Origin of the sequence: Kribbella qitaiheensis, assembly GCF_042657745.1 — a bacterium.
In the GTDB taxonomy this organism is placed as follows: Bacteria; Actinomycetota; Actinomycetes; order Propionibacteriales; family Kribbellaceae; genus Kribbella; species Kribbella qitaiheensis.
Window position 1 is genome coordinate 54,308 of the sequence record NZ_JBHSKE010000062.1, and the last position, 23,108, is coordinate 77,415.

Sequence of the window (23,108 nt, forward strand, 5' to 3'; positions counted from 1 at the left end):
AGGCCGGGTCGCTGCCGCGGTTCCTGGGGCTCACCAGGGACAATGGCGCTGCCGCCGGACCGCCGCGGCGCGCTCGCAAGAGTTGCTGGCACCGAGGAGCACGTAGACCCGTATGGCACGCCGTACCAACACCACCGCCGAACCCGAGGACTTCGAGGAGCACATCCTCGACGTCGACGTCTCCGACGAGATGCGTAGCAGCTACCTGGAGTACGCCTACTCGGTGATCTACTCTCGGGCGCTGCCGGACGCCCGCGACGGGCTCAAACCGGTCCAGCGCCGGATCCTGTTCTCGATGGCCGAGAACAACATCCGCCCCGACCGCGGCCACGTGAAGAGCGCCCGCGTCGTCGGTGAGGTCATGGGTAAGTACCACCCGCACGGCGACGGTGCGATCTACGACGCCCTGGTCCGTACCGCGCAGCCCTGGTCGATGCGGGTCCCGCTGATCGACGGCCACGGGAACTTCGGATCCCTGGACGACGGTCCGGCGGCGATGCGTTACACGGAGTGCCGGATGGCGCCGCCCGCCGTCGCGATGACCAACGGCCTGGACGAGAACGTCGTCGACTTCAAACCGAACTACGACGGCCGTGAGGAAGAGCCGTCGGTCCTGCCGGCCGCCTTCCCGAACCTGCTCGTCAACGGCGCAGCCGGGATCGCGGTCGGGATGGCCACGAACATGGCCCCGCACAACCTGGTCGAGGTGATCCAGGCACTGCGGCACCTGATCAAGACACCGGGCGCCGACCTCGACGACCTGATGCGCTTCATCCCGGGCCCGGACCTGCCGACCGGCGCCAAGATCGTCGGCCTGGAAGGCATCAAGGACGCCTATCTGACCGGCCGCGGCAGCTTCAAGATGCGCGCCACCGCCCGGATCGAGAACGTCACCCCGCGGCGCAAGGGCATCGTGGTCACCGAGCTGCCGTACACGGTCGGCCCCGAGAAGGTGATCGAGAAGATCAAGACGCTGGTGCAGGCCAAGAAGCTGCAGGGCATCGCCGACGTCAAGGACCTGACCGACCGCAGCCACGGCACCCAGCTGGTGATCGAGGTGAAGAACGGATTCGTCCCCGAGGCGCTGCTGGAGCAGCTCTACCGGCTGACCCCGTTGGAGGACTCGTTCCACGTCAACGCGGTCTGCCTGGTCGACGGCCAGCCCCGCACGCTCGGCCTGAGAGAACTGCTCGACGTCTACCTCGGCCACCGCTACGACGTCACCCGGCGACGCAGCGAGTTCCGCCGGAAGAAGGCGCAGGACCGGCTGCACATTGTCGACGGTCTGCTGGTCGCGATCCTGGACATCGACGAGGTGATCCAGATCATCCGGACCAGCGACGACGCGGCCGCCGCGCGGACCCGGCTGATGGACATCTACGACCTGACCGAGGTGCAGACCAACTACATCCTCGACATGCCGCTGCGCCGGCTGACCAAGTTCTCCAAGCTCGAGCTGGAGACCGAGAAGGGCGAGCTCGAACGCGAGATCGAGAAGCTGACCGCGATCCTCGACGACGAGACGCTGCTGAAGAAGATCGTCTCCGAGGAGCTCGCCGAGGTCGCGAAGACCTACGGCACCCCTCGGCGTACGGTGCTGCTGGAGTCGTCCGGCGCGACCAAGACCGCGGCCGTCCCCCTCGAGGTCACCGACGACCCGTGCTGGGTGCTGATGAGCTCGACCGGCCTGCTGGCCAGGACGAACGGCGTCGAGCCCTTCGGCACCGGCGACGGCCGGGCCAAGCACGACGCGATCGTGTCCGCGGTGAAGAGCACCGCCCGCGGCCAGTACGGGCTGATCACCAGCACCGGCCGACTGATCCGGCTGGAGTCGCTCGACCTGCCCGCCGTACCGACGACGGCCAACGCGCCGAACCTGCAGGGTGGAGCGCCGGTCGCCGAGTTCGCCTCTCTGGAGCCCGGTGAGAAGGCGCTCGCGCTGACCACGATGGACCCCGATTCGGTGGGCGTCGCCCTCGGTACCGCGACCGGCGTGGTGAAACGGGTCGTGCCGGATCACCTGAGCAACCGCGACTCGTGGGAGATCATCCGCCTGAGCGACGGCGACGAGGTGGTCGGCGCGGTCGAGCTGACCACGGGTGACGAGGAGCTCTGCTTCATCACCAGCGACGCGCAACTCCTGCACTACAGCGCTTCCGTGGTCCGGCCCCAGGGCCGTACCGCGGGTGGCATGGCCGGGGTGCGACTCACCGGTGGCGCGAAGGTGACCTTCTTCGGCGCGGTCGACCTGGCCAAGGACAACTTCGTCGTGACCATCTCCGGGTCCTCGTCCGCCCTGCCGGGCACCGAGGTCGGAGCGGTCAAGGTGACGCCGTTCAGCGAGTATCCGGGCAAGGGACGAGGGACCGGCGGTGTCCGGTGCCACCGGCTGCTCAAGGGCGAGGACGGGCTCCTGCTCGCCTTCGCGGGAGCATCACCGGTCCGGGCCAGCGCGAACAGCGGCGCACCGGTCGACCTGCCCCCGCTGGACGCCCGCCGCGACGGCTCCGGCGTACCAGTGGCTCAGCCGATCGCCGCGGTAGCCGCGGACCTGGCAGGCTGAGCACATGAAGAGACTGGTCGCGCTCGGCGCGGCGCTGGTGCTGACGGTGACGCTGGCCGGTTGCAGCGACAAGAAGGACGATGCCGCGGCCAAGACGGGCGACGATCCGGTCGCCCTGCTGACCGAGGTCAAGAAGACCATCGACGAGGCGGCCAGCGTGCACATCGTGCTGACCGGCCGGGACCTCCCGGACGGCGGGCAGACGCTGGCCAGTGGCGATGGCGTGGCGACGCACGCCCCCGCGTTCAAGGGGAAGCTGACCGTTCGCGCGGCCGGCGCGCCGATCGACGCCGAGGTGGTCGCGGTGGGCAGCAAGGTCTACGCCAAGCTTCCGTTCACCCCGAAGTTCATCGAACTCCCGCCGTCGCAACTGGCCGGGCTGGGTGCGCCCGACCCGGCGGTCCTGCTGGACCCGGAGAAGGGCCTCACCTCGGTCCTGCCGACCCTCAAGGACCCCGTGATCAAGGGCGAGACGCGGGACGGCGCGAGGGTGCTCACCGAGGTCACCGGCTCGGTCCAGGGCAAGAACCTGCAGGGCATCTTCCCGAAGGCGCCGGCCGACCAGGACTTCCCGAGCACGTTCAAGATCGACAAGGACACCAAGCAGTTGGTGTCGGCAACGATCACCGGGCCGTTCTACGACGGCGCCACCAGCAGCTACGACGTGACCCTGGACAAGTACGGCGAGCAAGTCACCATCACCAAGCCGTGACCAGTGGATAGTCAGGTGGCGACTGGGTCGCGGGCGCGGCTGACGCTTGCCTCGATCGCGGTCGCGTTCGCCGCGGCGGACACCTATGTAGTCGTTCTGGCGTTGCCGGACATGATGGCCGGCGTCGGCCTGTCCGCGGACCAGTTGCAGCGGGCCGCGCCGATCGTGTCCGGCTTCCTACTCGGTTACATCGCCGTGCTGCCTCTGATCGGCCGCATCGCGGACGTCGTCGGCAGGACACCGGTACTGGTCGGGGCGCTGCTCCTGTTCGCAGTGGGCTCCCTGATCACGGCCTGCGCCTACGATCTCTCGCTCGTGGTCACCGGGCGGTTCCTCCAAGGAGTAGGCGGAGGTGGACTAGTCCCCGCAACCCTTGCCCTGGTTGCCGATCTCTGGCCACCAGAGAAGCGCGGACTCCCCCTCGGCGTCGTCGGCGCGGTCCAGGAGCTCGGCTCGGTACTAGGTCCACTGCTGGGTGCCGTTGTCCTGGCGATCGCCGATTGGCGCTACATCTTCTGGCTGAACCTCGTAGTCGCAGTCGTTCTGGCTCTGCTGCTCCGCGGCCGACATCGACCTCCGATCTCCGCTGCGGTGGGGTTGCTCGCGTGCATAGCGCTCGGACTCACTCTGACGGCGCCAGACCGGCTGGCGAACGGCGTGACTCTCGGGCTCCCCTTCGTCCCGTTCACAGGCGAGTCACGGCTCCTCACCCCGATCGGCCTTGTCACGCTCGTACTCGCGGTCGTGTGGCTCGCGCTGGTTCTGGTGAAGAACCGCTCGAGTCTCCGCGGTCTCCTGAAGCAGGTGGACCTGCTCGGAGCGACACTGCTTGCGCTGGCGCTGGCAGGAATCGTTCTGGCGTTCGCGACGGCTAATCCCGAGCGTGAGGTCATGGCACCGGCGGGGCCTTGGCTGCTGGTTGCCGCCGCCGTCTTCGCGATTGCCTTCGCCCTGTGGCAACGCCGTACTGCGCAGGCGATCGTTCCGCCGGGGTTGCTCGGCTCCAAGGCGGCCTGGGGATCTCTCCTGGTCAGCTTCCTGGTGGGAGCCGCACTGATCGCCGCATTGGTCGACGTGCCTGTCTTCGCCCGTACTACGCAGGGTGGCGGCCAACTGGCGGCAGCCCTTGTACTGCTGAGGTTCCTCGTCGCCCTGCCTGTCGGTGCGGTCGTCGGAGGCTGGCTGACCCGTCGCTACGGGCTGGGACTGATCACTGGGGCCGGACTCGCTCTGGCCGGCGCCATGTTCGTACTGATGGCCTTCTGGGAGCGGGACGCGCTCGACCACGCATTGGCGACCATCGCGTTGCTGCTGTGCGGGTTCGGCTTCGGGCTGGCTCTCTCCCCCGTCAACACCGCCATGCTCGCTGCGACCCGGCCTGACAGCCATGGACTGGTCAGCGCTCTGGTGGTGGTCGCCCGGATGGTCGGGATGCTCGTAGGCGTTTCGGCCCTGACTGCGATCGGGCTACGCCGCTACTACACGCTGGTGGATGACATCCCGTCACCCAACGAGCTCTGCCCGGCGAACCCCGGAACCTGCCGTCCTTTCATCGATGCACTCCGCGAGGCGGCCATTTCACAAGTGCACACGATCTTCGCCGGGGCAGCCGTCTGCGCGTTCGTGGCCGCGGTACTGGCGGTCCTGCTGCTCGGGCGGCGGCGGGTTGTCCACAGGTGATGATCATCATGCGGGAGACCGTCTCAGCTCGCGTACCGTAACGGTTGTGAGTGCACGTATCGACGCGACCGGCGCACCGAGCCTCTGCTCGGCCATCTGCCGGCAGCTCAAGGAACCTCTGCCGGGGTCGGCGATCGTCGCCGCCGGCTGGCTCGTCGTGGAGCAGCCCGGGCCGTGGGGTGCGAAGGCGCCGACCCAGAGCCACCTGGATCCAGACTTCGGCGCCAGGATCGACGCCGCCGCCAAGAAGGCCGACCTCCGCTTCGGGCTGATCCGCAGACCTGGCAAGCACGCGGACGCGGTACCGCGGGCTCACCAGGTGTACGTCGCCTGCACCCTGCAGGGCAGGACGTGGTTGCTCGGTGGCTCCGTCAGCGACCCGGAACAGCTCGACGCGCTCGACCTCGATGCCGTCAGCCGGGGTGACCTCGACTCGGTGGTGGCGTCACTGCCCGAGTTGTCTCCGGTGAACGAGCCGGTGCTCCTGGTCTGCACCAACGGCAAGCGGGACGAGTGCTGTGCTCTGCTCGGCCGCCCGATCGTCACGGCGATGGCGGCCCTTGCGCCAGGACGGGTCTGGGAGTCGAACCACCTCGGTGGGCACCGCTTCGCCCCCACCGCCACCCTGCTTCCGGCAGGGACGATGTACGGCCACCTCGATCTCGAGACGGCCGAAGCCATCCTGACCGCGGCCGACCGCGGCGAGATGGTGCTGGACAACCTGCGCGGCCGGTCCACCTGGACCAAGAGCGGGCAGGTCGCTGAGATCGCCGTCCGCACCCTCATCGGCGAGGCTGCGCTGGACGCGATCAGCGTCATCGCGGAGGACCTGGAGGCCGTCACGGTGGGACACGCCGACGGGCGGGCCTGGACCGTCGAGGTCACCAGCGAGACCGCCGATCCACCCCGCCCGGAATCCTGCGGAAAGGAACCGTTCGCCATGCCGATCCTGCGTGCCGGAACCATCACCCCGGGACTCCCCCGATGAAGGCCGAACCGCCGACCAGTGCCGAAGCCGCCGTCAGCAGTGAAGGGTCCGGGCAGAACACCCCCCTGACCGGGTTCGAGGACCTGCTCGCGGCGAACTCGGAGTACGCGGCGAGCTTCGCCTACAGCGGCTTCGACGGTATCGCCCACGCCGGCATCGGCGTGGTGACCTGTATGGACTCCCGGATCCCGCCGCTGGAGATGCTCGGGCTCAAGCCCGGTGACGCGAAGGTACTGCGCAGCGCCGGCGGCCGGGTCACCGAGTTGACGATGACCGGCCTGGTGCTCGGCGTCCAACTGCTCGGGGTCCGCCGGATCATGGTGATCCCGCACACCCGCTGCGCGATGGCCGCGATGACCGAGGACCAGCTGCGCGAGAAGGTGGAGCTCGCGGCCGGCAAGCCCGCCGGCTACCTGCCGCTGAACGTGGTGCCCGACCAGTTGGAGGCGTTGCGCCGCGATGTCGCCGCGGTGCGCGAACACCCGCTGATCGGCAACGACGTACTGGTCGGCGGCTTCATGTACGACGTGGACACCGGCAGGCTGAGGCAGATCAGCTGATGCCGGGGCTGGACGACTCAGCACCGTCTCCCGAAGAGTCGTGGCTCGCCGCACCCGAGTTGCGGCCGCTTCCGCTCGGAACCCTGCGCCCGGAGGGCTGGCTGCTCGAGCGGTTGCGTCAGCAGGCCGACGGCATGGCCGGCCATCTCGACGAGTTTTGGCCGGACGTGGCCCGTAGCGGTTGGATCGGTGGAGACGCCGAGGGCTGGGAGCGCGGCCCGTACTGGCTGGACGGGATCGTCGGGATCGCCTACCTGCTGGACGACGACCGGCTGAAGGCGAAGGTCGACCACTGGGTCGGCTACATCCTCGAGCACCAGCACCCGGACGGCTGGTTCGGCCCGCGCTCCGGCGAAGCGACGTACGCGGATCACGATGTCTGGCCGCGGATCATCGTGCTCAAGGCATTGTTGCAGCACTTCGATGCGACCGGAGATCCCCGGGTGATCCCGGCGTCCCTGCGCTTCTGCGAGCTGCTCGACGGTCTGCTGGACGAGTGGCCGCTGCGCGAATGGGCCCGCTCGCGCTGGACGGACGTGGTCTGGGTCATCCACCAGTTCCACGACCTGACCGGCGAGGACCGGTTGTTGCCGTTGGCAGCGAAGTGCCGGGCGCAGGGGTTCGACTGGTTCTCCTACGCCGACCGGTTGCCGTTCACCGAGAAGGTGCCGGAAGCAACATTGCTGGCGTTTCAGGAGAAGGCCGGCGGCAACTGGATGAACGACGGCCACCTCTCCTCGCACGGCGTCAACGTCGCGATGGGGTTGAAGGCGATGCCGGTCTGGTGGCGGCAAGCCCCCTCAGATGACGAGGAGACCCGGCTGCTGGGGATGATCGCTTCCCTGGACAAGCACCACGGGCAGGCGAACGGGCTGTTCAGCTGCGACGAGCACCTGGCCGGGCTGCATCCGAGCCAGGGGACGGAGACCTGCACCGTCGTCGAGTACCTCGCCTCGCTCGAGGTGGCGCTGGAGTCGTGGGGTGCGGTCGAGCCGATCGCGGAGCGCTTCGAGCGCCTCGCCTTCAACGCGTTGCCGGCGAGCGTCTCGCCGGACGAGTGGACCCACCAGTACGTGCACCAGGCCAATCAGGTCGTGTGTCACATCACCGAGGACCGGATCTACACGAACAACGGACCCGACGCGAACATCTTCGGCCTCGAACCCCACTTCGGCTGCTGTACCGCGAACCGCCACCAGGGCTGGCCCCGGTTCACCACCCATCTCTGGATGCGGTCGGCCGACGGAGGTCTCACCGCCCTGTCGTACGCGCCCTGCTCCTTCGAGCTGGACTCCCTGAGCGTGCGGGTCTCCGGCGGCTACCCGTTCGAGGACGACGTCACGATCAGCGTCCATGGCTCGGAGGCGGTTCCGCTCCGGCTCCGCATCCCGGCCTGGGCGTCCGAAGCATCCCTCGCGGTGGACGGCGAGACGCCGATCGCGGTCACCGCGGGTTCCGTCCACGAGGTCAAGCGGGACTGGACTGGTGACCACATCCTGCGTCTGCAGCTCGGCGCGACGATCCAGGCAGTCTCCCGCCCCAGCGGCGCGATCACCGTCGAGCGCGGGCCTCTGGTCTACGCCCTGGCGTTGACCGAGGACTGGCGGCGGATCGGCGGCGAAGATCCTCATGCCACCTGGGAGGTCCACCCGACTTCGCGGTGGAACTACGCGCTCGCGATCGACCCGCACGACGTGCCGCAGTACGTGGAGCTGGATCGGCGGTCGATCGCTGAGCGGCCCTTCTCCCCCTCGACCGCGCCGATCCAGCTGCGAGTGCGCGGTCGGCGGATCCCCTGGGCTCTCGAACACGGTGCCGCGGCAGCACCGCCACCCAGTCCGGTGGAGTCGTCAGCCGAGGTGGAGGAGCTTGTGCTCATTCCCTACGGCTGCACCACACTGCGGGTGACGGAGTTGCCGTGGACGGTCAGCTGATGGCGACCTTGCCGGTGTCGAGGTCGTAGTACGCGCCGACCAACTTGACCTTGCCCGACTTCTCGAGCGGTCCCAGGACCGGGGACTTGCGGAGCTGCGCGAGGGTCAGGCCCACGTTGGCCTGTACGGCGTTGGCCAGGCGGTCTCCCGGCTTGCCAACGACCTGGCGTACCGCCGGTATCAGTGCTTCGACGAGGTAGCCGATCTCGACCTCGGCCCCGGTGTGTTTGGCGTCGAGCGCCTTGATGGTGGCGTCGAGCGCGCCGCAGCGCTGGTGGCCGAGCACCATCAACAGCGGAGTACCGAGCTCGGCGACGCCGAACTCCAGGCTGCCGGTCACCGAGTGGTCCAGCACCTCTCCGGCGCTGCGGACCACGACCAGGTCGCCGAGGCCGCGATCGAATACCAGCTCGATCGGAACCCGCGAGTCCACGCAGCCGAGCACCGTCGCGAACGGGTGCTGTGCCTTGCTGACGGCGATCCTGCGTTCGGCACCCTCATCGAGGTGCTGGGCGTGGTTCTCGGCGAACCGTCGGTTGCCCTCGATCAACCGTTGCAGCGCTTCATTGCCGTTGGCAACAGGTGGCTCGAGCTCAGGCCCCTCACCACCGGCCGGCCGCACCGAAGCAGGCGGCTGTGTAGACGTGGGTGGCTGGGTACCGGAACCCGCCGAGGCAGCGGACTGGTCGCTGGAGCCGCAGGCGGTCAGGGTCGCGACTCCGAGGCCGGCGCCGAGCGTGCTCCTCAGCGTCGTGGTCAGGAAGCGGCGGCGTGATGGGGCGGGCGTGGTCACAGACGGGTCTCCTCACGAGCTGCGGCGCTGGGCGACGCCACACTTCAGAAGGTAATCCCTTGCATACTGTCTGCCATAGTCAAGCCTGTTCCGATCTCTCGGCTGACCCGGGCGGATCTGATAGACAGCCGTTATGAGACTCCGCCCAAGCTCTTTCTCTCGTGCCGCGGTGGCCGGTGCGCTCGTGCTCAGCACCGCTCTCACCGCCGCCCCGCCAGCCACCGCCACCGCCTCCGCCACTGCCCGCCCGGTGAAGACCTGTTCCGATGAGGCCGTCGGCGGGACGGTCGAGGAGCAGCGCCTCGACAACGGCATCGGCGGCGGCCTGTCCGTGCCCGCCGAGATCCTGGCCCGCTCCGGCTTCGACAAGCAGGTAGCCCTGTTCGGTCACCTGCTCTGCGCGGTGCCGAGCCGCGCCGCCGCCTCGATCCTCGTCCGCGTCCAGGGCGAGGTGCTGTGGAAGACCGCTACCTACCGCGCGCAGCACCCGCAGACCGCACCCGCACTCCCCTCGACCGACGACCGCGGCCTCTACTGGGCCCGCATCTCCATGGCCCACGCGCTCCGCCAGTGGGAACCCCGCTTCAGCCTCAGTACTGTGGAACGCGCCGCGCTGATCCGGAGCCTCGAGTACTCGTCGCGCGGGATCACCAGCAGCCGGTTCAGCTCCGGAGTACAGGGCTCTGGGGTACAGGGCTCTGGGGTACAGAAGGTCCTGGTGACCGGGTTCGACCCGTTCACGCTGGACGCGGACATCCGGATCGGCAACCCGTCCGGGGCGAACGCACTCAGCCTCGACGGGCAGCGGTGGAAGGTGAACGGGAAGACGTACGAGATCCAGACCGTGGTATTCCCGGTCCGCTACCCCGACTTCGACGAGAACATGGTTGAGGACGCGCTCACGCCGCACTACCGCCCGGGTGCTCAGCACGCAGATCTGGTGATGACCGCGAGCCAGGGCCGGGTGGGCATCTTCGACCTCGAGGTGTTCAACGGGCGCCGCCGCTCGGTCAGTTCCATCGGCGACAACAACAACCTGTGGGGCGGCGGGACTGTCAACGCCCCGGTCGTATCGCCCAGCATGCCCGCCGGACCGGAGTGGCTGACGACGAGTCTCCCGACCACCGCGATGGCAGCCACGGACGTGGCGCCCTTCCGCACGCGGATCAACACCTCGGTCCTGGAGATCCCCGCCGGCGAAACCCTCCCGGTACGGCGTCCGCTCGGGCCGACGCCCGGCTCCATCGCCTCCGAAGGCGCCGGTGGCGGCTACCTGTCGAACGAGGTCGCCTACCGGAACACCCTGCAACGCGACCTACTCGACCCGACCATGCCGGCCGGCCACCTCCACGTACCCGTCCTGCAGTTCGACCCAGCGAATACCACTGCCATCACCGACCCGACGTACGAGGCCAACCGCGACGCCATCGTGGCCGGCGCCCACGCAATCCTGCGCAACGCCCTCGGCTGATCAGTCGCGGCCCAGGTCCAGTACGTCGGCCGTGCGGACCGGCTGACCCGTGACGAGGGATCGATTTGCGGCCAGGCCGGTAACCAGCGCCAGTGCTGCCTGCCTGGCATCGGCCACGTCGGCGCGGTGCGTGGGGTCATGGTCGAGCAAGGCGGCCAGCACCCTCGCATCAGCGCCGCCGTGGCCGGCGTGGTCGTGGTCGACCGTGTGGTCGATGGGCGGCGCCCACAACGGCCGCAACGTGATGCTCGTCCGGCCTGCCGTCGGCGCGGCCAGATCGCCGTGGAGCGCCCCCCTGCTCGACTCGACCCGCCGGCGCGGCATCGCCCAGGTCGATTCCTCGACTTCGAGCTCCAGCCGACCGCGGTCCCCGTTGAACATCACCCGGTAGCCCTCGGCCGGCGAGTACGCCGTGAGGTGGTAGCTCATCGAGGCGCCGGTGTCGTACCCGACGAGCAGGGCCATGTCGTCCTCGATCGAGACACCCGGGGCGAATACGTTGCGGTCGCGGTAGTACCCGTCCTCGCCCTCCGCGTCCAGATACAGCTCGCGCAGTGTCGCGTTGTCTGCCAGGTGCAGCGCGAAGGGATCGTCCGCCGCCTCCGCCGCGCCGTAGGCACGCTCGTAGTCCCGGGCGTATCCGTGGCGCAGACCGGCTTCGGGCCCGTAGAACGACAATTGCCCGTGCCCGTAGACCACCTCCGGCTCAGCACCGAGCCACCAGTTCACCAGGTCGAAATGGTGGCTCGCCTTGTGCACCATCAGACCACCCGAGTTCGCCTTGTCCCGGTGCCAGCGCCGGAAGTAGTCCGCGCCGTGCGACACGTCGAGCAGCCACTCGAAGTGCACCGAGTGGACAGAGCCGATCGCACCCTCGGCCAACAGTTCGCGGACCCTGCGGTGCACCGGGTTGAACCGGTAGTTGTAGGCCACTGACAGCTCGCCACCGGTCTCCCGCACGGTGTCGAGGATTCCCTGCGCCTTCACCGCGTCGGTGGTCATCGGCTTCTCGCTGATCACCCGTACGCCGGACCGCAGGGCCGCCTCGATGTAGGTGTTGTGAGTGGCGTCGACGCTCGTCACCACCACCAGTTCGACCCGCTCAGCCCGAAGCATCTCGTCGTACTGCGTGGCCGGCCATGTCGTGGCGGCCGGGCGCCCGGCGGAGACCAGCATCCTGTTGTGGAAGGCCATCCTGACCGGGTTCGGGTCGCACAGTGCCACTACCTGGTAGGCGTCGCGCTTCGCGAGGCCCTCGGTGAACAGCTGGGCGCGGTTGCCGGTACCGACGATCGCGGCGCGGACGGGGGTGGACATCCATTTCCTCCAGAGTGGTTATTGCTTGACCGCGCCGGCCAGGCCGTTGACGAAGAAACGCTGCAGCAGCAGGAAGAGCGCGATGATCGGGGCCAGGGTGATGACGGTGCCCGCGCAGAGCAGCGTCCACTCGGTGGAGTTCTCGCCGATGAACGCGTACATGCCGATCGCCAGCGTGCGCAGCTCCGGCCGGCCAAGGGTGAAGACCAGCGGGATGAAGAAGCTGTTCCAGGCGGTGATCGCGGTGAACAGCCCGACCGTCGCGATCATCGGCCCGGACAGCGGCAGCATGATCCGGGCGAACGTCTGGTGGAAGTTGGCGCCGTCCACTTGGGCCGCGTCCTCGAGCTCCCGGTCGATCGCCATGAAGTAACCCATGAACAGGAAGGTGCCGAACACCACGCCGCCCGACGCCTGCACGATGATGATCGACCAGAGGCTGTTCAACAGGTTCAAGCGCTGCATCAGGTCGAAGACCGGGATGATCGTGTACCCGTGCGGCAGAAACAGCGTCGCCGAGACCAGTCCGAGGCAGAGGCCGCGGCCCGGGAACCGAGTCCGTGCGAGCACGTAGCCGGCCATCGAGGTCACCACCAGGGTGACGAGGACCGTCCCGATCGTGATCAGCAGCGTGTTCAGGAAGTACCGGCCGAACGACGCCTCCCGCCAGGCGTCGAGGTAGTTGGCCCAGATGAAGTGTGACGGCAACGGGCTGAGTCCGCGGCCGAAGAACTCGTCCTCGCTCTTCAGCGAACTGCCCAGCGCCCAGAACAACGGGTACAACCAGGCCAGTCCGCCGATCAGCAGGGCCCCATGGGTCATCACCGTGACCGCTCGGCGGCGGTTCCGGTAGCCGACAGAGATGGTTGACACTTGCGGCCTCCTAGCCTTGTCGTCCGGCGGTGCCGCGGCGCTTGGCCAGCGAGCGGAGCACGAGCACCTGGACGACCGAGAAGACGATGAGCAGTACGCCGTAGAAGAACGACGCCGCCGAGGCCAGACCGATGTCCGGCTGCACCGCATTGGCGTTACTGCCACCGAACGCGAGGTGGTAGATGTAGGTGTTGACCACCTCGGTGGAGAAGTACGGCCCACCGCTGGTGAGGACCTGCACCAGGTCGAAGATCTGGAAGGTGCCGATCACCGCGAGCACCACGATCACCACACCGACGGCTCGCAGCATCGGGATGGTGATGTAGCGGAAGGTGGCGATCTTGCCGGCCCCGTCCAGCCGGGCGGCCTCGTAGAGCTCCTCCGGGATGGTCTGCAGACCGGCCAGGAAGTACACCAGGTTGTACCCGAAGCTGTGCCAGATCCCGACCAGGATGATGATCGCCAGCGCGAAGTGCGGGTCACCGAGCCAGTCGATGTGCCGGTCGATCAGGTGCAGCTTCAACAGTATCGAGTTGATCGAGTCGCCGAAGTTCGACACCAGCAGCTGGATGACCACGCCGATCACCGCGGCCGAGGTGACCACGGGCAGGAAGAACAGCGTCCGGTAGAACGAGGCGAACCGCAGCCGCCGGTTGTTCAGCACCAGGGCCAGCGCCAGCGCCAGGACGAGCTGGACCGGCACCACGATCACGGCGTACACGAAGGTGTGGCCGAGTGAGCGCCAGAAGATGCTGTCGTGGACGATCTGCCGGAAATTGTCCAGGCCGACGAAGTCGGACGGGTCCCCGATCCCGTTCCACTTGTAGAAGGTGTATCCGAGCGACGCGCCGATCGGGTACACCACGAAGACCAGCAGCAACGCCACCATCGGCGCGAGGTACAGGTAGGACCACAGGTACGTCCGTCGACGGGCCCGGGACCGGGTGACCGGGCGGCGCGACCGGGGCGGATCCCCGGTCGCGAGCTCGTCGCGGACGCTCGTGGTCATCACCATCAGGAGGCCGGCTTGGTGCTGTAGGCCTTGGTCAGATCCCAGTCCGGGAAGGCGAAGTCCGTCGGCTTCGCGCCTGCTCCGACCTTCTTGACCCCGTCGGCCAGCGCCTGGTTCATCCGGTCCGTCAACGAGTTCAGGGCGCCCTGCACATCCTTGATCTGGCCGGTGTAGACGCCGGACAGGACGTCGTTGATGTCCGGCTTGACCGCGGGCAGCTCCAGCTTGGTCAGCGCGGGGTTGCGGATGGTCGGCTGCGGGCCGACCACCGCGGTGCCCGCCATCGCGACGTACTGGGCGAAGGGGGCGAAGGTGACCCCCTTCGGGTCGTTGTTCTGCGAGTAGACCGACAGGCCCTGACCCTGCTCGACCCAGCGCTTGCCGGCGTCCTGGCTGTACAGCCAGTCGAACCAGGCCCAGGCCTCGTCGGCGTGCTTCGACTTCGACGACACCGCCACGAACTTGCCACCGGGCGGGCCGTAGAAGAGCGCCTTCGGGGTGCCGCTCGGCGAAGGCAGCGTGACCAGGCTGTACTCGGTGAACTTGTGCTCAGTCCACTCCGGCTGGTTCCAGACCCCGCCGATCGTCATGCCGAAGCGGCCGCGCTCGAAGAAGGCGCGGGCCTGCTCGTCGGAGATGCTCATCGAGTTCGGGTAGAACCAGTTCTTGCTCTTCCACTCCATCAGCATGGTGATCACGTCGGCGTAGTTCCGGTCGGTGCCGAACGTCCACTTGCCGACGCGGTAATCCATCCCGTCGATGCCACCCACGGCCGCGCCGCCGGGCGAGCCCGCACCGCGGACGAACAGGTCCAGCCACCAGGCCAGCGAGGTGTTGGTCGAGTTGCCGAAGCCGAAGGCCGAGACCTTGCCGCCGCTCTTGGAGGTAATGGCCTCAGCCGCGCGGCTGACGTCGTCCCAGGTCTTCGGCAACTGCACGCTGCCGTCGGAGTTGGTCAGCCCGGCGTCCTTGAAGACGCCGTGGTGGATGTAGAGCTGCAGCGACGGCGCCGGGGCCGCGAACGGCGCCGTGTAGACCTTGCTGTCGAAGACGTCGACGCCCTCGACGAAGCTGTTCTGCGGGAAGCGGGACTGCCAGGACGTGGTCGCCCACTTGTCCAGCGGCAGCAGCCAGTCCTGCGACACCTGCTGGCTCAGCTGCGGGCTCTTGGGAACCATCAGGATGTCCGGCGGGTTCTCGCTGCGGTACGCCAGCGAGACCAGATCGGCGTACTTGTCGCTCACCTGGGTGGTCTTCTTGATGGCGATGCCAGGATTGGCCTGCTGGAACAACTTGATCTCGTTGTCCACCCAGCCGGCCTGGCTGGCGTACCAGTCCCAGTAGGTCAAGGTGACGTCGGCCTTCGAGCCCGAGGGACTGGAATCGTCGGAACAGCCGGTGAGTGCGCCGCCGAACGCGCCTGCGCCGGCCAGGGCTGCCGCGCCGCGTAACAACGACCGTCGTGAGATGGCGGATGACATGACTTACCTCCGGTGAGAGCTACGAGCTGCTGAAGTGCAGATGGGCGAGCCGGACGATGCGGTCTGGGTGGACCCGTCGAGTCGCCAGGTGAGCGGGCTCCCGTTCCAGGTGACCGCGACGCGCCGCGGTCGCTGGTAGGGAAGGAAGGAGACGGTCTGGCCACGATCGGCCGGCCCAGGACTGAAGGCGTTGTCACTGCCGACCGGCACCGGGATGTAGTAGTTGTTCGCATTCGAGTAGCCGAAGTACGCGGTGTAGCTGTTGTCAGGGGTGTTGTGCACCACGCACGCCGCCGTCGGCTGCACCTGGTTGAATGCTGTCTCCTCGACGCCGGCCGGCTGCAGGGCCGCATCGTCGAGGGTGAAGTCGTCCGCATTGGTCGTGGTGCTGACCCACCACTCCGCCTTGGCGAGCGTGCCCGTCCAGCTGACCGGCACATCGTTGGCGGCCAGCCGGGTCCAGCCCGAGGCCGACACCGTGCCGGAGGCCATCGGGATGGTGATCGAGGTGTTGTCAGACTTCGTGAGCTTCAACCGGATCTGCGCGGTGTCGTCAGGCGCACCAGCAGCCAGCCGGATCCACGCCGATGTCTTGTACGACGCGCCGTTGGTCACCGAAACGCCTTGAGCAGGCCCGGTGTAGTTGTACGTCCTCCCGGCCGCCCGCAAGGCGGTGCCACCACCGTGGACCTGATCGATGACCGCCTGGGCGGTGCACGGCGAGAAGCAGTACCAGTTGCTCGCGCCCTGCTCGACATCTCCGTTGATCAACAGATCCCGACCAGCCACCTGCGTCGCCAGTGGAGCAAAGGATGCGTCGTCCACCAGCAGGTCCTCAGTGCCGGCGCCGGTGCTGATCCACCACTCCGCCTTGGTCAAGCTGCCGGTCCAGGCCACCTTCACGTTGCTGGCCGAGATCCGGGTCCAGCCGTTGCCGGTTACGCTCGCCGAACCCAGCCGGAAAGTTGCCGAACCGGTCGACGTAGTCACCTTGAGGCTGACCGACGCTGTGTCGGTACCGGCACTGGCCAGCCGCACCCAGGCCGAGGAGTCGTACAACTGCCCGTTGGCGACCGAGACTCCTTGAGCCGGACCCGCCCAGGCGGCGCCTCGTGCCGTTGCCGCCAGGTCACCGACACCCGTGTGCGGAGTCGCGGACGAGTTCCTCAGCGTGCAGGTCCCCAGGCAGTACCAACCCGCGGTGTTGTGCGTTTCCAGAGTCCCGTTGCCCAAGCTCGAGACAGCCGGCAGGTACGCCGTGGTTGCGGGTGGAGCCTGCGCGGGAGGCGCTGTCCCCTGTGTCGGGGTCACAGCAAGGTCATCGGCATTGCACTCGGCCGTCGTGGGGTTCGGGTTGGACCAGACGAAAGTCTGCATCCAGGTAGTCCCGGTCGGCGGTGTGAACGCAAGCACCTTCTGGGTGTACGCGCGCTCGTCGGCATAGCTCAGCTCGTACTGGAAGGACGGCGTACCGGCGGCGGCTCCACCACGCACGCCCACATAGCACTGAGTGCCGGCACCGGTGAGCTTGGCCCAGCCGGAGAGTAGGTAGCTGGTTCCCGGCGTGAGGCCGCCGAGGTTCTGGGTGACGCCGGCACCCGGGCTGAGGGCCAGTGCACCAGTGCCGCTGTGTGCGGCGGTCGTGCTGGAGGGGCCGGTGCCCAGCGGTGTCCAGCCGTGGGTGCCGGTCTCGAAGCCACCGTCGCCGATCGGATTGACGATCTCCGTCCGGACCGCGGTGGAGATGCCGTCCGCCACGATCCTCACCGAGGCACCGGCGGTGGTGGGCATCGGCACCTTCACCTGCTTGGAGATGCCGTTCACCGTCACGGTCACCAGGTAGTCGCCGAGGAAGCCGCGCACTCCATAGTTGCCTGCGGCATCAGTCTGCCCCGAGGCGGTGGTGTGCCACTGCCGCTTGATCAGGTCCTCCCAGACCAGGCCGTTCGGCTTCGGCGACCAGTCCGCGTTGTAGAGCGCGGCCCGGGGGTTGTAGATGTTGTTCGCCCAGATGCCGAAGTTGCTGATCTCGGTGACGTTCGGGTCGGAGAACATCGCGGTCATGAAGTCGCGGGTGTAGTCGGCCTGCAGCTGGAGGTCGTCGGTGTCCACGTCGAACTCCGTGATCGCGACCTTCACCCCCAGCCCGGCGAACTGGTCGACGATCGGCAGCAGCTGGTCCGGCGGGGTGAGTTGGAGGCCGCTGAAGTGGCTCTCCATCCCGACCAGGTCGATCGGCGTACCGGACGCCTTCATCGACTGGACGATGTCGTAGACGTGATCACGGTGCCGGTCTTCCCAGCCATTGTTCTCGAGCAGGCCGTAGTCGTTCAGCGCAAGCCGCGCGCCCGGATCGGCCTGGTGGGCGAGCTGGAACCAGCGGTTGATCTCGTTCGGCCCGAGGATGTCCTGCACCGAGTGCTCGGAGTACGGCTCGTTCACCACGTCCCACTCGTCCACGAGGCCGGTCAGCGAGGACGCCTCGTCGGTGATGTGGTGGTCGATCCGGGCCCGCAGCGCGGCCGGGTCGGACTGCAGCGCCTGCACGTCGGGCGGCATCACGCCCCAGGACGGCCAGATCAGGTTGTGCCCGCGAATCGTCAGGTCGCGCTCGCGCATCCACTGCAGGGCCGGGTAGGTGACGGTGTCCCGCTCGTTCTGAATCTCCCAGTGGTTCCACTTCAAGTTGTTGCCGAGGGCCCCTTGATTGAACAGCGTGGAGTACTTGCTCTGGTACTGCGCCAGGTCGCTCGCGCTGATACCGCTGGACGGATCGCCGATCAGCCGGGCGCCGTCGGACGCGGCGCCGAACTTGAACGCACTGGTCTGCTGGACGGCCGAGACGGTCGCACCGCTGATCGGATGACCGGTCGAGTCCACGACCGAAACGGCGAGGTTTCCCTTGCGGTACTGGTCGATCCGGGCATCGGCAGCCGTGCGCCACGCCGCATCCGCCTGGCGTCCGTCGTACGTGACCTGTGGGTAGCCGGCCGGCGTCCCCGGGCCCCAGTCCGTCACCGAGACTCCGGCGATCTGGAACTTCTGCGCGCCGTACCCGAGCCAGAGGTTCAGGTGCGCGGCCGTCGCGGTGCCCGCGGTGTAGGTGACCGCGGCCCGGAACGGGAACTCGAACCTCTGCCAGGCCGAGCCGTACCGCAGCGCGGCGTTCATGGACTTCTTGTACGGGCTACCGTCGGTCTCGAAGACCAGGTGGGCATTGCCGGTCGTGCCACCTGCCACAGGTTCGATCGCCCGGGCCCACACAGTCGCCACCAGCGCATCGCCGGCGGTCACGGTGGCAGAAGTCGGTACGCCGAGCGTGATCTCGTACTCGCCGTCCAGCCCTGGGCTCTGCGGGCCGTTCGGCACGGTGATCTGCAGCGCCTTGCTGAAGTTCAGGTTGCCGGTGATCGCCACCTGCTCGGTCGAGTCTGCCGGCAGGCTCTTGAACTCCGTGAAGTTGGCCAGCGGATCGGCCGGCAGGACCTCGAACGGCGTCGCGTCGGCCTGGGCCGGCACCTGTATCGCCACGGCGGCGACGACAGCCAGGATCGAGCCGACAGCTGTTCGCCTGGTGAGTCTCAGGCGGCGGGTGAATCTCGGGGAGCGCCTCATGCTCCGGATCCCTTCCAGGTGGCGCGCGGCAGGGCAGGCTCCGCCCATGAAGAGGGTGGCCGGAGCTCTGGGCGGACTGCCCGCGTGCTCGGTGATGGGCGGCGCCAGCGGCGCCGGAAGTCGTCTGCTCGGTCGGGAGGGCGGACCTCGACCCCGGGGTGCGGGTCAGGCCTTGGCGGTCTGTGACCGGCCCCGCCGGATCCGGGTGACGGGCACGGGCCCGCAACTCGACCTGACGATGAGGCTGGTCGGCATCGAGAGGCGGACTGGGCCGGCCGGGACCTGCTCGCCGTCCTGGTCGCCCGAACGTTCGTCATTCGCACGTTCGTCATTCGCACGGATGGCGGTGAGCAGCAGGTCGGCTGCTCGCTTGCCCATCTCCACGAACGGCTGCTGGATGGTGGTCAACGGAGGCCTGATCTGGGCGGCGGACTCGATGTCGTCGAAGCCGATCACCGACACGTCCTCCGGCACTCGCAGTCCCGCGTCCGAGGCCGCCGTCATCACCGAGTACGCCGTCACGTCGGAGTGGGCGAAGACAGCGGTCGGTCGTCGGCCCACGGGCAGCGCGAACAGTTCGCGCGACCTGGCCCGGATCTGGTCGGGGTTGAAATCGCCGGGCTTGGTCAGCTCCGGGTCCGGCTGGATGCCGGCCGCCCGCAGGGCGTCCAGATATGCCCGGTAGCGGTCCTGGCAGCACTGGTACTGCATCCGCCCTTGCACACAGGCGATGCGCTCGTGGCCCAGTTGCAGCAGGTAATCCATCGCCGCCGATGCACCCTCGTAGTTGTCGGCTGTGACCGATGGAAGGGCCACCTCGGTGCCGAGGGTGTTCACCAGAACCACCGGCATGCCGTCCTCGTGCAGCTGGACCAGCGGCTCCAACGGTTGCTCATGGGTGACGACGAGCAGCCCTGAAGACATGCTGGAGGTGAGGATCCGGTCGATCAATGGGCCGTAGTCCCGGTCGTTGGTCGCGGTGTAGAGGATGATGTCGAAGCCAGTCCGCTCGGTCACCGCGGCCACGCCGATGTTGATCGAGGCAACCATGTGCCAGGACAGGCCGGGCACGATCATGCCGATCAGCCGGGTGCTGCCCTTGGCCAGCGCCGTCGCCGCGAAGCTCGGCACGTAGTTGTGCCGGCGGATCACCGCGAGCACGTGCCGCCGGGTGGCCGGATCGACCTTCGGGCTGTTGTTCAGCACCAGCGAGACCGTGGACTTGGACAGGCCGGACAGCGCAGCGATGTCGCGGATGGTCAGTTTCGCCATGCCGCCCACCTCCTTCTTCGTTCGCCCCGTCCGCGGCCGGGGTCGATCGTCCTTGACCCGTCCTGGTCGGTCTCGTTGGACTGGTCCAACGGCGTTCATGGGAACGTAACAGTGGACCAGTCCAACGTCAATATCCAAGGTTTAGGCAGCTTGGATCGTCCTCACCGTTGCGCTTTGCCCGGCCGCGTGTCAGCATCGGGCCGCAGTGTTGGACCGGTCCAGCACAGGCAGGGACCTAGGCGCCGGACCGGTCCAGCACCCTCGATCCCGCTCGCAGGAAGGCCGCCCATGCCGCCGTACTCGCTCGCCGACCTCGACTTCGACCTGCGTCGCGCCTTACCGCCGGCCGAGATCTGGGTCGGCAGCGGCACCGGCACGGTCGCGCCACTGCCGGCCACGGTGTGCGGAGTCGGCGGCTGGTTCGCTCCCCCGTACGCGGCGCCGGACAGCCGACTGACGATCTCGCTCGACGTCGACGGCCGGCGGATCACCGACGGTGGACCACCGGGCGCCGGTGATCGCGGGATCCTCGCCGCGGGTGGCAGCTGGCGACCTGATCGCTTGGTTCGCGACGGCACCTACCACCAGTACGGCGACGGCGAGCTGGTCTCCCTCGCTGTTCGCAGCACGCTCACGCCGCGGCATGGTCGCCCCGGCTACATTCTGGCCATCTCGGTCCGCAACCGCACCGACCGGCAACTTCGGCTAACGGTGCATCCGGAACTGTCGTCGACCAGGACCCGCCACGTACCGCTGTCCGAATGGGGCTGGGTCCCGCCCGGGCCGGGCACCGACGGCGACGCCGTCACCGTGGTCGACAGCGGACTGTCGACCACGCTCGATCCGGGCGGCGAGGCCACCGTCACCCTGGGCGTCCAAGCCGAAGGCAAGATCGGTGACCCGGCGCCAGACGGCGAGAACACCACCCGCCAGTGGGAGGACAGAGTCGCCCAGGCTCTCGGCCGGGTGCCGGTGCTGAGCACCGACATTCCCGGCCTCGAGCAGTACTACCGGCGGTCGCTCGTGAGCGGACTCGTCTGCTGGTGGGACGATCCGAGTTTCGTCACCACGCCGTTCATCGCCACCTCGGGACTGGACGGCGGCGCGCTCTGCGCCTACGCGTGGGACACCGGCGGCTATGCGCCGAACCTGCTAAGCCTGATGCTCGGCGACCGGGTGGTCGACCTGATCGAGTCGATGCTGCAGGCCGACCTGACTGATCACTACGCCATCGCCCCGGACGGAACCGGCCTGGGCGTCGCCTACGCCTACAGTGGCTGGTCACTCGTCGCCCTCTGCCGCGCGGCCGCCGCCGAGCGGCCGCTCGACAGCAAGCTGATCCGGCGCATGTACGACGCGCAACTCTCACTGGACGAGCGGTTTCCTCCGGACCACCAGACTGGCGTACTGCGCGACTACGGTGATCAGCACAATCTGCTCGAGATGCGCGGCGCCGGTTGGGAACACGTGGTCGCCAGTCCCAACGCCGAGCGGGCCTGGTCGTTGGAGACGCTCGCCGAACTGGCCGAGGCCTCGGGTGCTTCGTTGCCGGTCGCGGAACTTCGCGAATCAGCGCAGCGGATTCGCGACGAGGTGATCCGGCAACTCTGGGACGACGAGTCCGGCTGGTTTCGCAGCCGCCATCCCGACGGCCACACCGAGCTGGCGTACTCGATCCAGGCCTTCGATGCTCTTCGCGCAGGTGCGTGCCCACCCGCGATCGCGGCGACGCTGATCAAGCAGATCCGGCCCGGGGCGTTCCTGGGCGACTACGGGGTCAGCAGTGTCAGCGCCGAGGACGAGCAACACTACGAGACTGGTGACATCGACTGGTCCGGTGCCGGTGCCTACACCGGCGAGGCTCCGCAGCTCGCGTTGACCTTGTGGGAGCGCGGCGAGTCCGAGCTCGCGTGGGACGTGCTGCGCCGAGTGCTGTGGATGGGTGACCACTATCCCTATTTCCCGCAGGACCACTACTGCGACAAGCCCGGCGCACCGGCGTCCGGCCGACGAGCGAACGTCATCGCCGGTCTCACTGGGGCTGAGGCGATTCTGACCGGCCTGGCCGGACTGCAGCCCCGCCCCGACGGCTCGCTGTTGATCCGCCCACAGCCTGTTGCGGCCGGCACCGTCGAACTCCGCGGCCTCGTCTACCGAGGCAGGACGATCGACATCGTGATCGCACCCGATCGCTACCAGGTCACCGTCGATGGTCGCAGCCTGAACCCCGGACCAGACGGCCACGTGCTCGCCGTACTACCCAGATCAGCCGACCAGCTCGGCTGATCGGCCGGACGCAGAAGGCCGCGCCCTCACCGCCACGTTCAACTGCCGGCGAAGTCTGCACGGGCGGCTTGGTAGTCCGCGTCGCTGACCTGACGTTGCTGGGTGGCCAGCATCCAGCGGATGCCGAAGGGGTCGAGAATCGTGGCAGCCCGGGCGCCGTGGAAGGCGTCCGCGGGCGGGCTCTCGACCGTAGCGCCCTCGCGCTCGGCGGCCGCGGTGGTGGCGTCGACGTCGGGCACGTACAAGTTCATCGCGTAGGTCGGAAGGCGGTCCTGCACCGGTGCCTCGACTCCGGCCTCCGTGTAGCCGTCGGACAACATGATGGGCGCGCCGTCGATCTCGATGACCGCATGCCCGATCCGCCCGTCCGGCCCCACGAACGGATCCTCGCGCAAACGAGCACCGAACACCTCGCCGTACCACTCGATCGCGTTCGCGGCCTCACGACAGCACAGGTACGGCGTCAGCACCTGGCCGTCCGGCGGCAGATAGGCCTTCTCGCTCATGATCGGCGCCTTCCTCAGGGTGAGGCCCATCCTGACCCCGCGAAC

The 23,108-nt window shown here is 68.1% G+C and carries 16 protein-coding genes; 8 read left to right on the top strand and 8 right to left on the bottom strand.

All coding sequences use genetic code 11. The annotated features are described in order from the left end of the window. The first annotated feature begins 112 nt into the window (after positions 1–112). Genes ACFPJ1_RS35845 through ACFPJ1_RS35870 form a run of 6 tightly spaced genes read left to right on the top strand, consistent with a single transcriptional unit; the run spans position 113 to position 8,437 of the window. Positions 113–2,563, top strand: a complete 2,451-nt coding sequence (locus tag ACFPJ1_RS35845; RefSeq protein ID WP_380110751.1) for a DNA gyrase/topoisomerase IV subunit A — start codon at positions 113–115, stop codon at positions 2,561–2,563. A gap of 4 nt (positions 2,564–2,567) precedes the next feature. Then, a complete protein-coding gene (locus ACFPJ1_RS35850) occupies positions 2,568–3,275 on the top strand; it encodes an LppX_LprAFG lipoprotein (protein WP_380110752.1) in 708 nt (235 codons plus the stop codon). Between the two features lie 15 nt (positions 3,276–3,290). Then, a complete protein-coding gene (locus tag ACFPJ1_RS35855; RefSeq protein ID WP_380110753.1) occupies positions 3,291–4,955 on the top strand; it encodes an MFS transporter in 1,665 nt (554 codons plus the stop codon). Between the two features lie 46 nt (positions 4,956–5,001). Continuing rightward, positions 5,002–5,943 carry a sucrase ferredoxin gene (locus ACFPJ1_RS35860; RefSeq protein WP_380110754.1) on the top strand — a complete coding sequence of 314 codons (942 nt, stop codon included), beginning with the start codon at positions 5,002–5,004 and terminating at the stop codon, positions 5,941–5,943. Further along, positions 5,940–6,503, top strand: coding sequence for a beta-class carbonic anhydrase (locus tag ACFPJ1_RS35865; protein ID WP_132192231.1), 564 nt, complete (start codon positions 5,940–5,942; stop codon positions 6,501–6,503). The genes ACFPJ1_RS35860 and ACFPJ1_RS35865 overlap by 4 nt, the downstream gene beginning before the upstream one ends. Next, the gene (locus ACFPJ1_RS35870; RefSeq protein WP_380110755.1) at positions 6,503–8,437 is read left to right on the top strand and encodes a beta-L-arabinofuranosidase domain-containing protein; all 1,935 of its coding nucleotides are present in this window, start codon (positions 6,503–6,505) and stop codon (positions 8,435–8,437) included. Before ACFPJ1_RS35865 ends, ACFPJ1_RS35870 begins: the two co-directional genes overlap by 1 nt. Here ACFPJ1_RS35870 and ACFPJ1_RS35875 read toward each other — a convergent pair. Then, on the bottom strand, positions 8,430–9,230 hold the full coding sequence (locus ACFPJ1_RS35875; protein WP_380110756.1) for a carbonic anhydrase: 801 nt from the start codon (positions 9,228–9,230) through the stop codon (positions 8,430–8,432). The two genes, ACFPJ1_RS35870 and ACFPJ1_RS35875, sit on opposite strands and share 8 nt — an antisense overlap. A gap of 169 nt (positions 9,231–9,399) precedes the next feature. Between ACFPJ1_RS35875 and ACFPJ1_RS35880 the strand changes: the two genes are divergently transcribed. Further along, positions 9,400–10,701 carry a hypothetical protein gene (locus ACFPJ1_RS35880; protein WP_380110757.1) on the top strand — a complete coding sequence of 434 codons (1,302 nt, stop codon included), beginning with the start codon at positions 9,400–9,402 and terminating at the stop codon, positions 10,699–10,701. Here ACFPJ1_RS35880 and ACFPJ1_RS35885 read toward each other — a convergent pair whose 3' ends face one another. From ACFPJ1_RS35885 to ACFPJ1_RS35910, 6 genes are all read right to left on the bottom strand, one after another. Further along, positions 10,702–12,018: a Gfo/Idh/MocA family protein gene (locus ACFPJ1_RS35885; RefSeq protein ID WP_380110758.1), complete on the bottom strand. Its 1,317-nt coding sequence runs from the start codon at positions 12,016–12,018 to the stop codon at positions 10,702–10,704. A gap of 18 nt (positions 12,019–12,036) precedes the next feature. Beyond that, the gene (locus ACFPJ1_RS35890) at positions 12,037–12,891 is read right to left on the bottom strand and encodes a carbohydrate ABC transporter permease (RefSeq protein WP_380110759.1); all 855 of its coding nucleotides are present in this window, start codon (positions 12,889–12,891) and stop codon (positions 12,037–12,039) included. Positions 12,892–12,901: 10 nt separating this feature from the next. Then, positions 12,902–13,900 carry a carbohydrate ABC transporter permease gene (locus tag ACFPJ1_RS35895; RefSeq protein WP_380110760.1) on the bottom strand — a complete coding sequence of 333 codons (999 nt, stop codon included), beginning with the start codon at positions 13,898–13,900 and terminating at the stop codon, positions 12,902–12,904. A 5-nt stretch (positions 13,901–13,905) separates the two neighbouring features. After that, a complete protein-coding gene (locus ACFPJ1_RS35900) occupies positions 13,906–15,384 on the bottom strand; it encodes an ABC transporter substrate-binding protein (RefSeq protein ID WP_380110761.1) in 1,479 nt (492 codons plus the stop codon). Positions 15,385–15,387: 3 nt separating this feature from the next. Continuing rightward, positions 15,388–18,999: an endo-1,4-beta-xylanase gene (locus ACFPJ1_RS35905; RefSeq protein ID WP_380110762.1), complete on the bottom strand. Its 3,612-nt coding sequence runs from the start codon at positions 18,997–18,999 to the stop codon at positions 15,388–15,390. Positions 19,000–19,164: 165 nt separating this feature from the next. After that, entirely contained in the window at positions 19,165–20,271 is a 1,107-nt protein-coding gene (locus ACFPJ1_RS35910; protein WP_380110763.1) for a LacI family DNA-binding transcriptional regulator, read from the bottom strand. Between the two features lie 288 nt (positions 20,272–20,559). On the opposite strand from ACFPJ1_RS35910, the gene ACFPJ1_RS35915 reads away from it, so the two are divergent. After that, positions 20,560–22,557 carry an MGH1-like glycoside hydrolase domain-containing protein gene (locus ACFPJ1_RS35915; RefSeq protein ID WP_380110764.1) on the top strand — a complete coding sequence of 666 codons (1,998 nt, stop codon included), beginning with the start codon at positions 20,560–20,562 and terminating at the stop codon, positions 22,555–22,557. 38 nt (positions 22,558–22,595) lie between these two features. On the opposite strand, the gene ACFPJ1_RS35920 is transcribed toward ACFPJ1_RS35915, so the two are convergent. Next, positions 22,596–23,063, bottom strand: coding sequence for a VOC family protein (locus tag ACFPJ1_RS35920; RefSeq protein ID WP_380110765.1), 468 nt, complete (start codon positions 23,061–23,063; stop codon positions 22,596–22,598). Positions 23,064–23,108 lie beyond the last annotated feature (45 nt).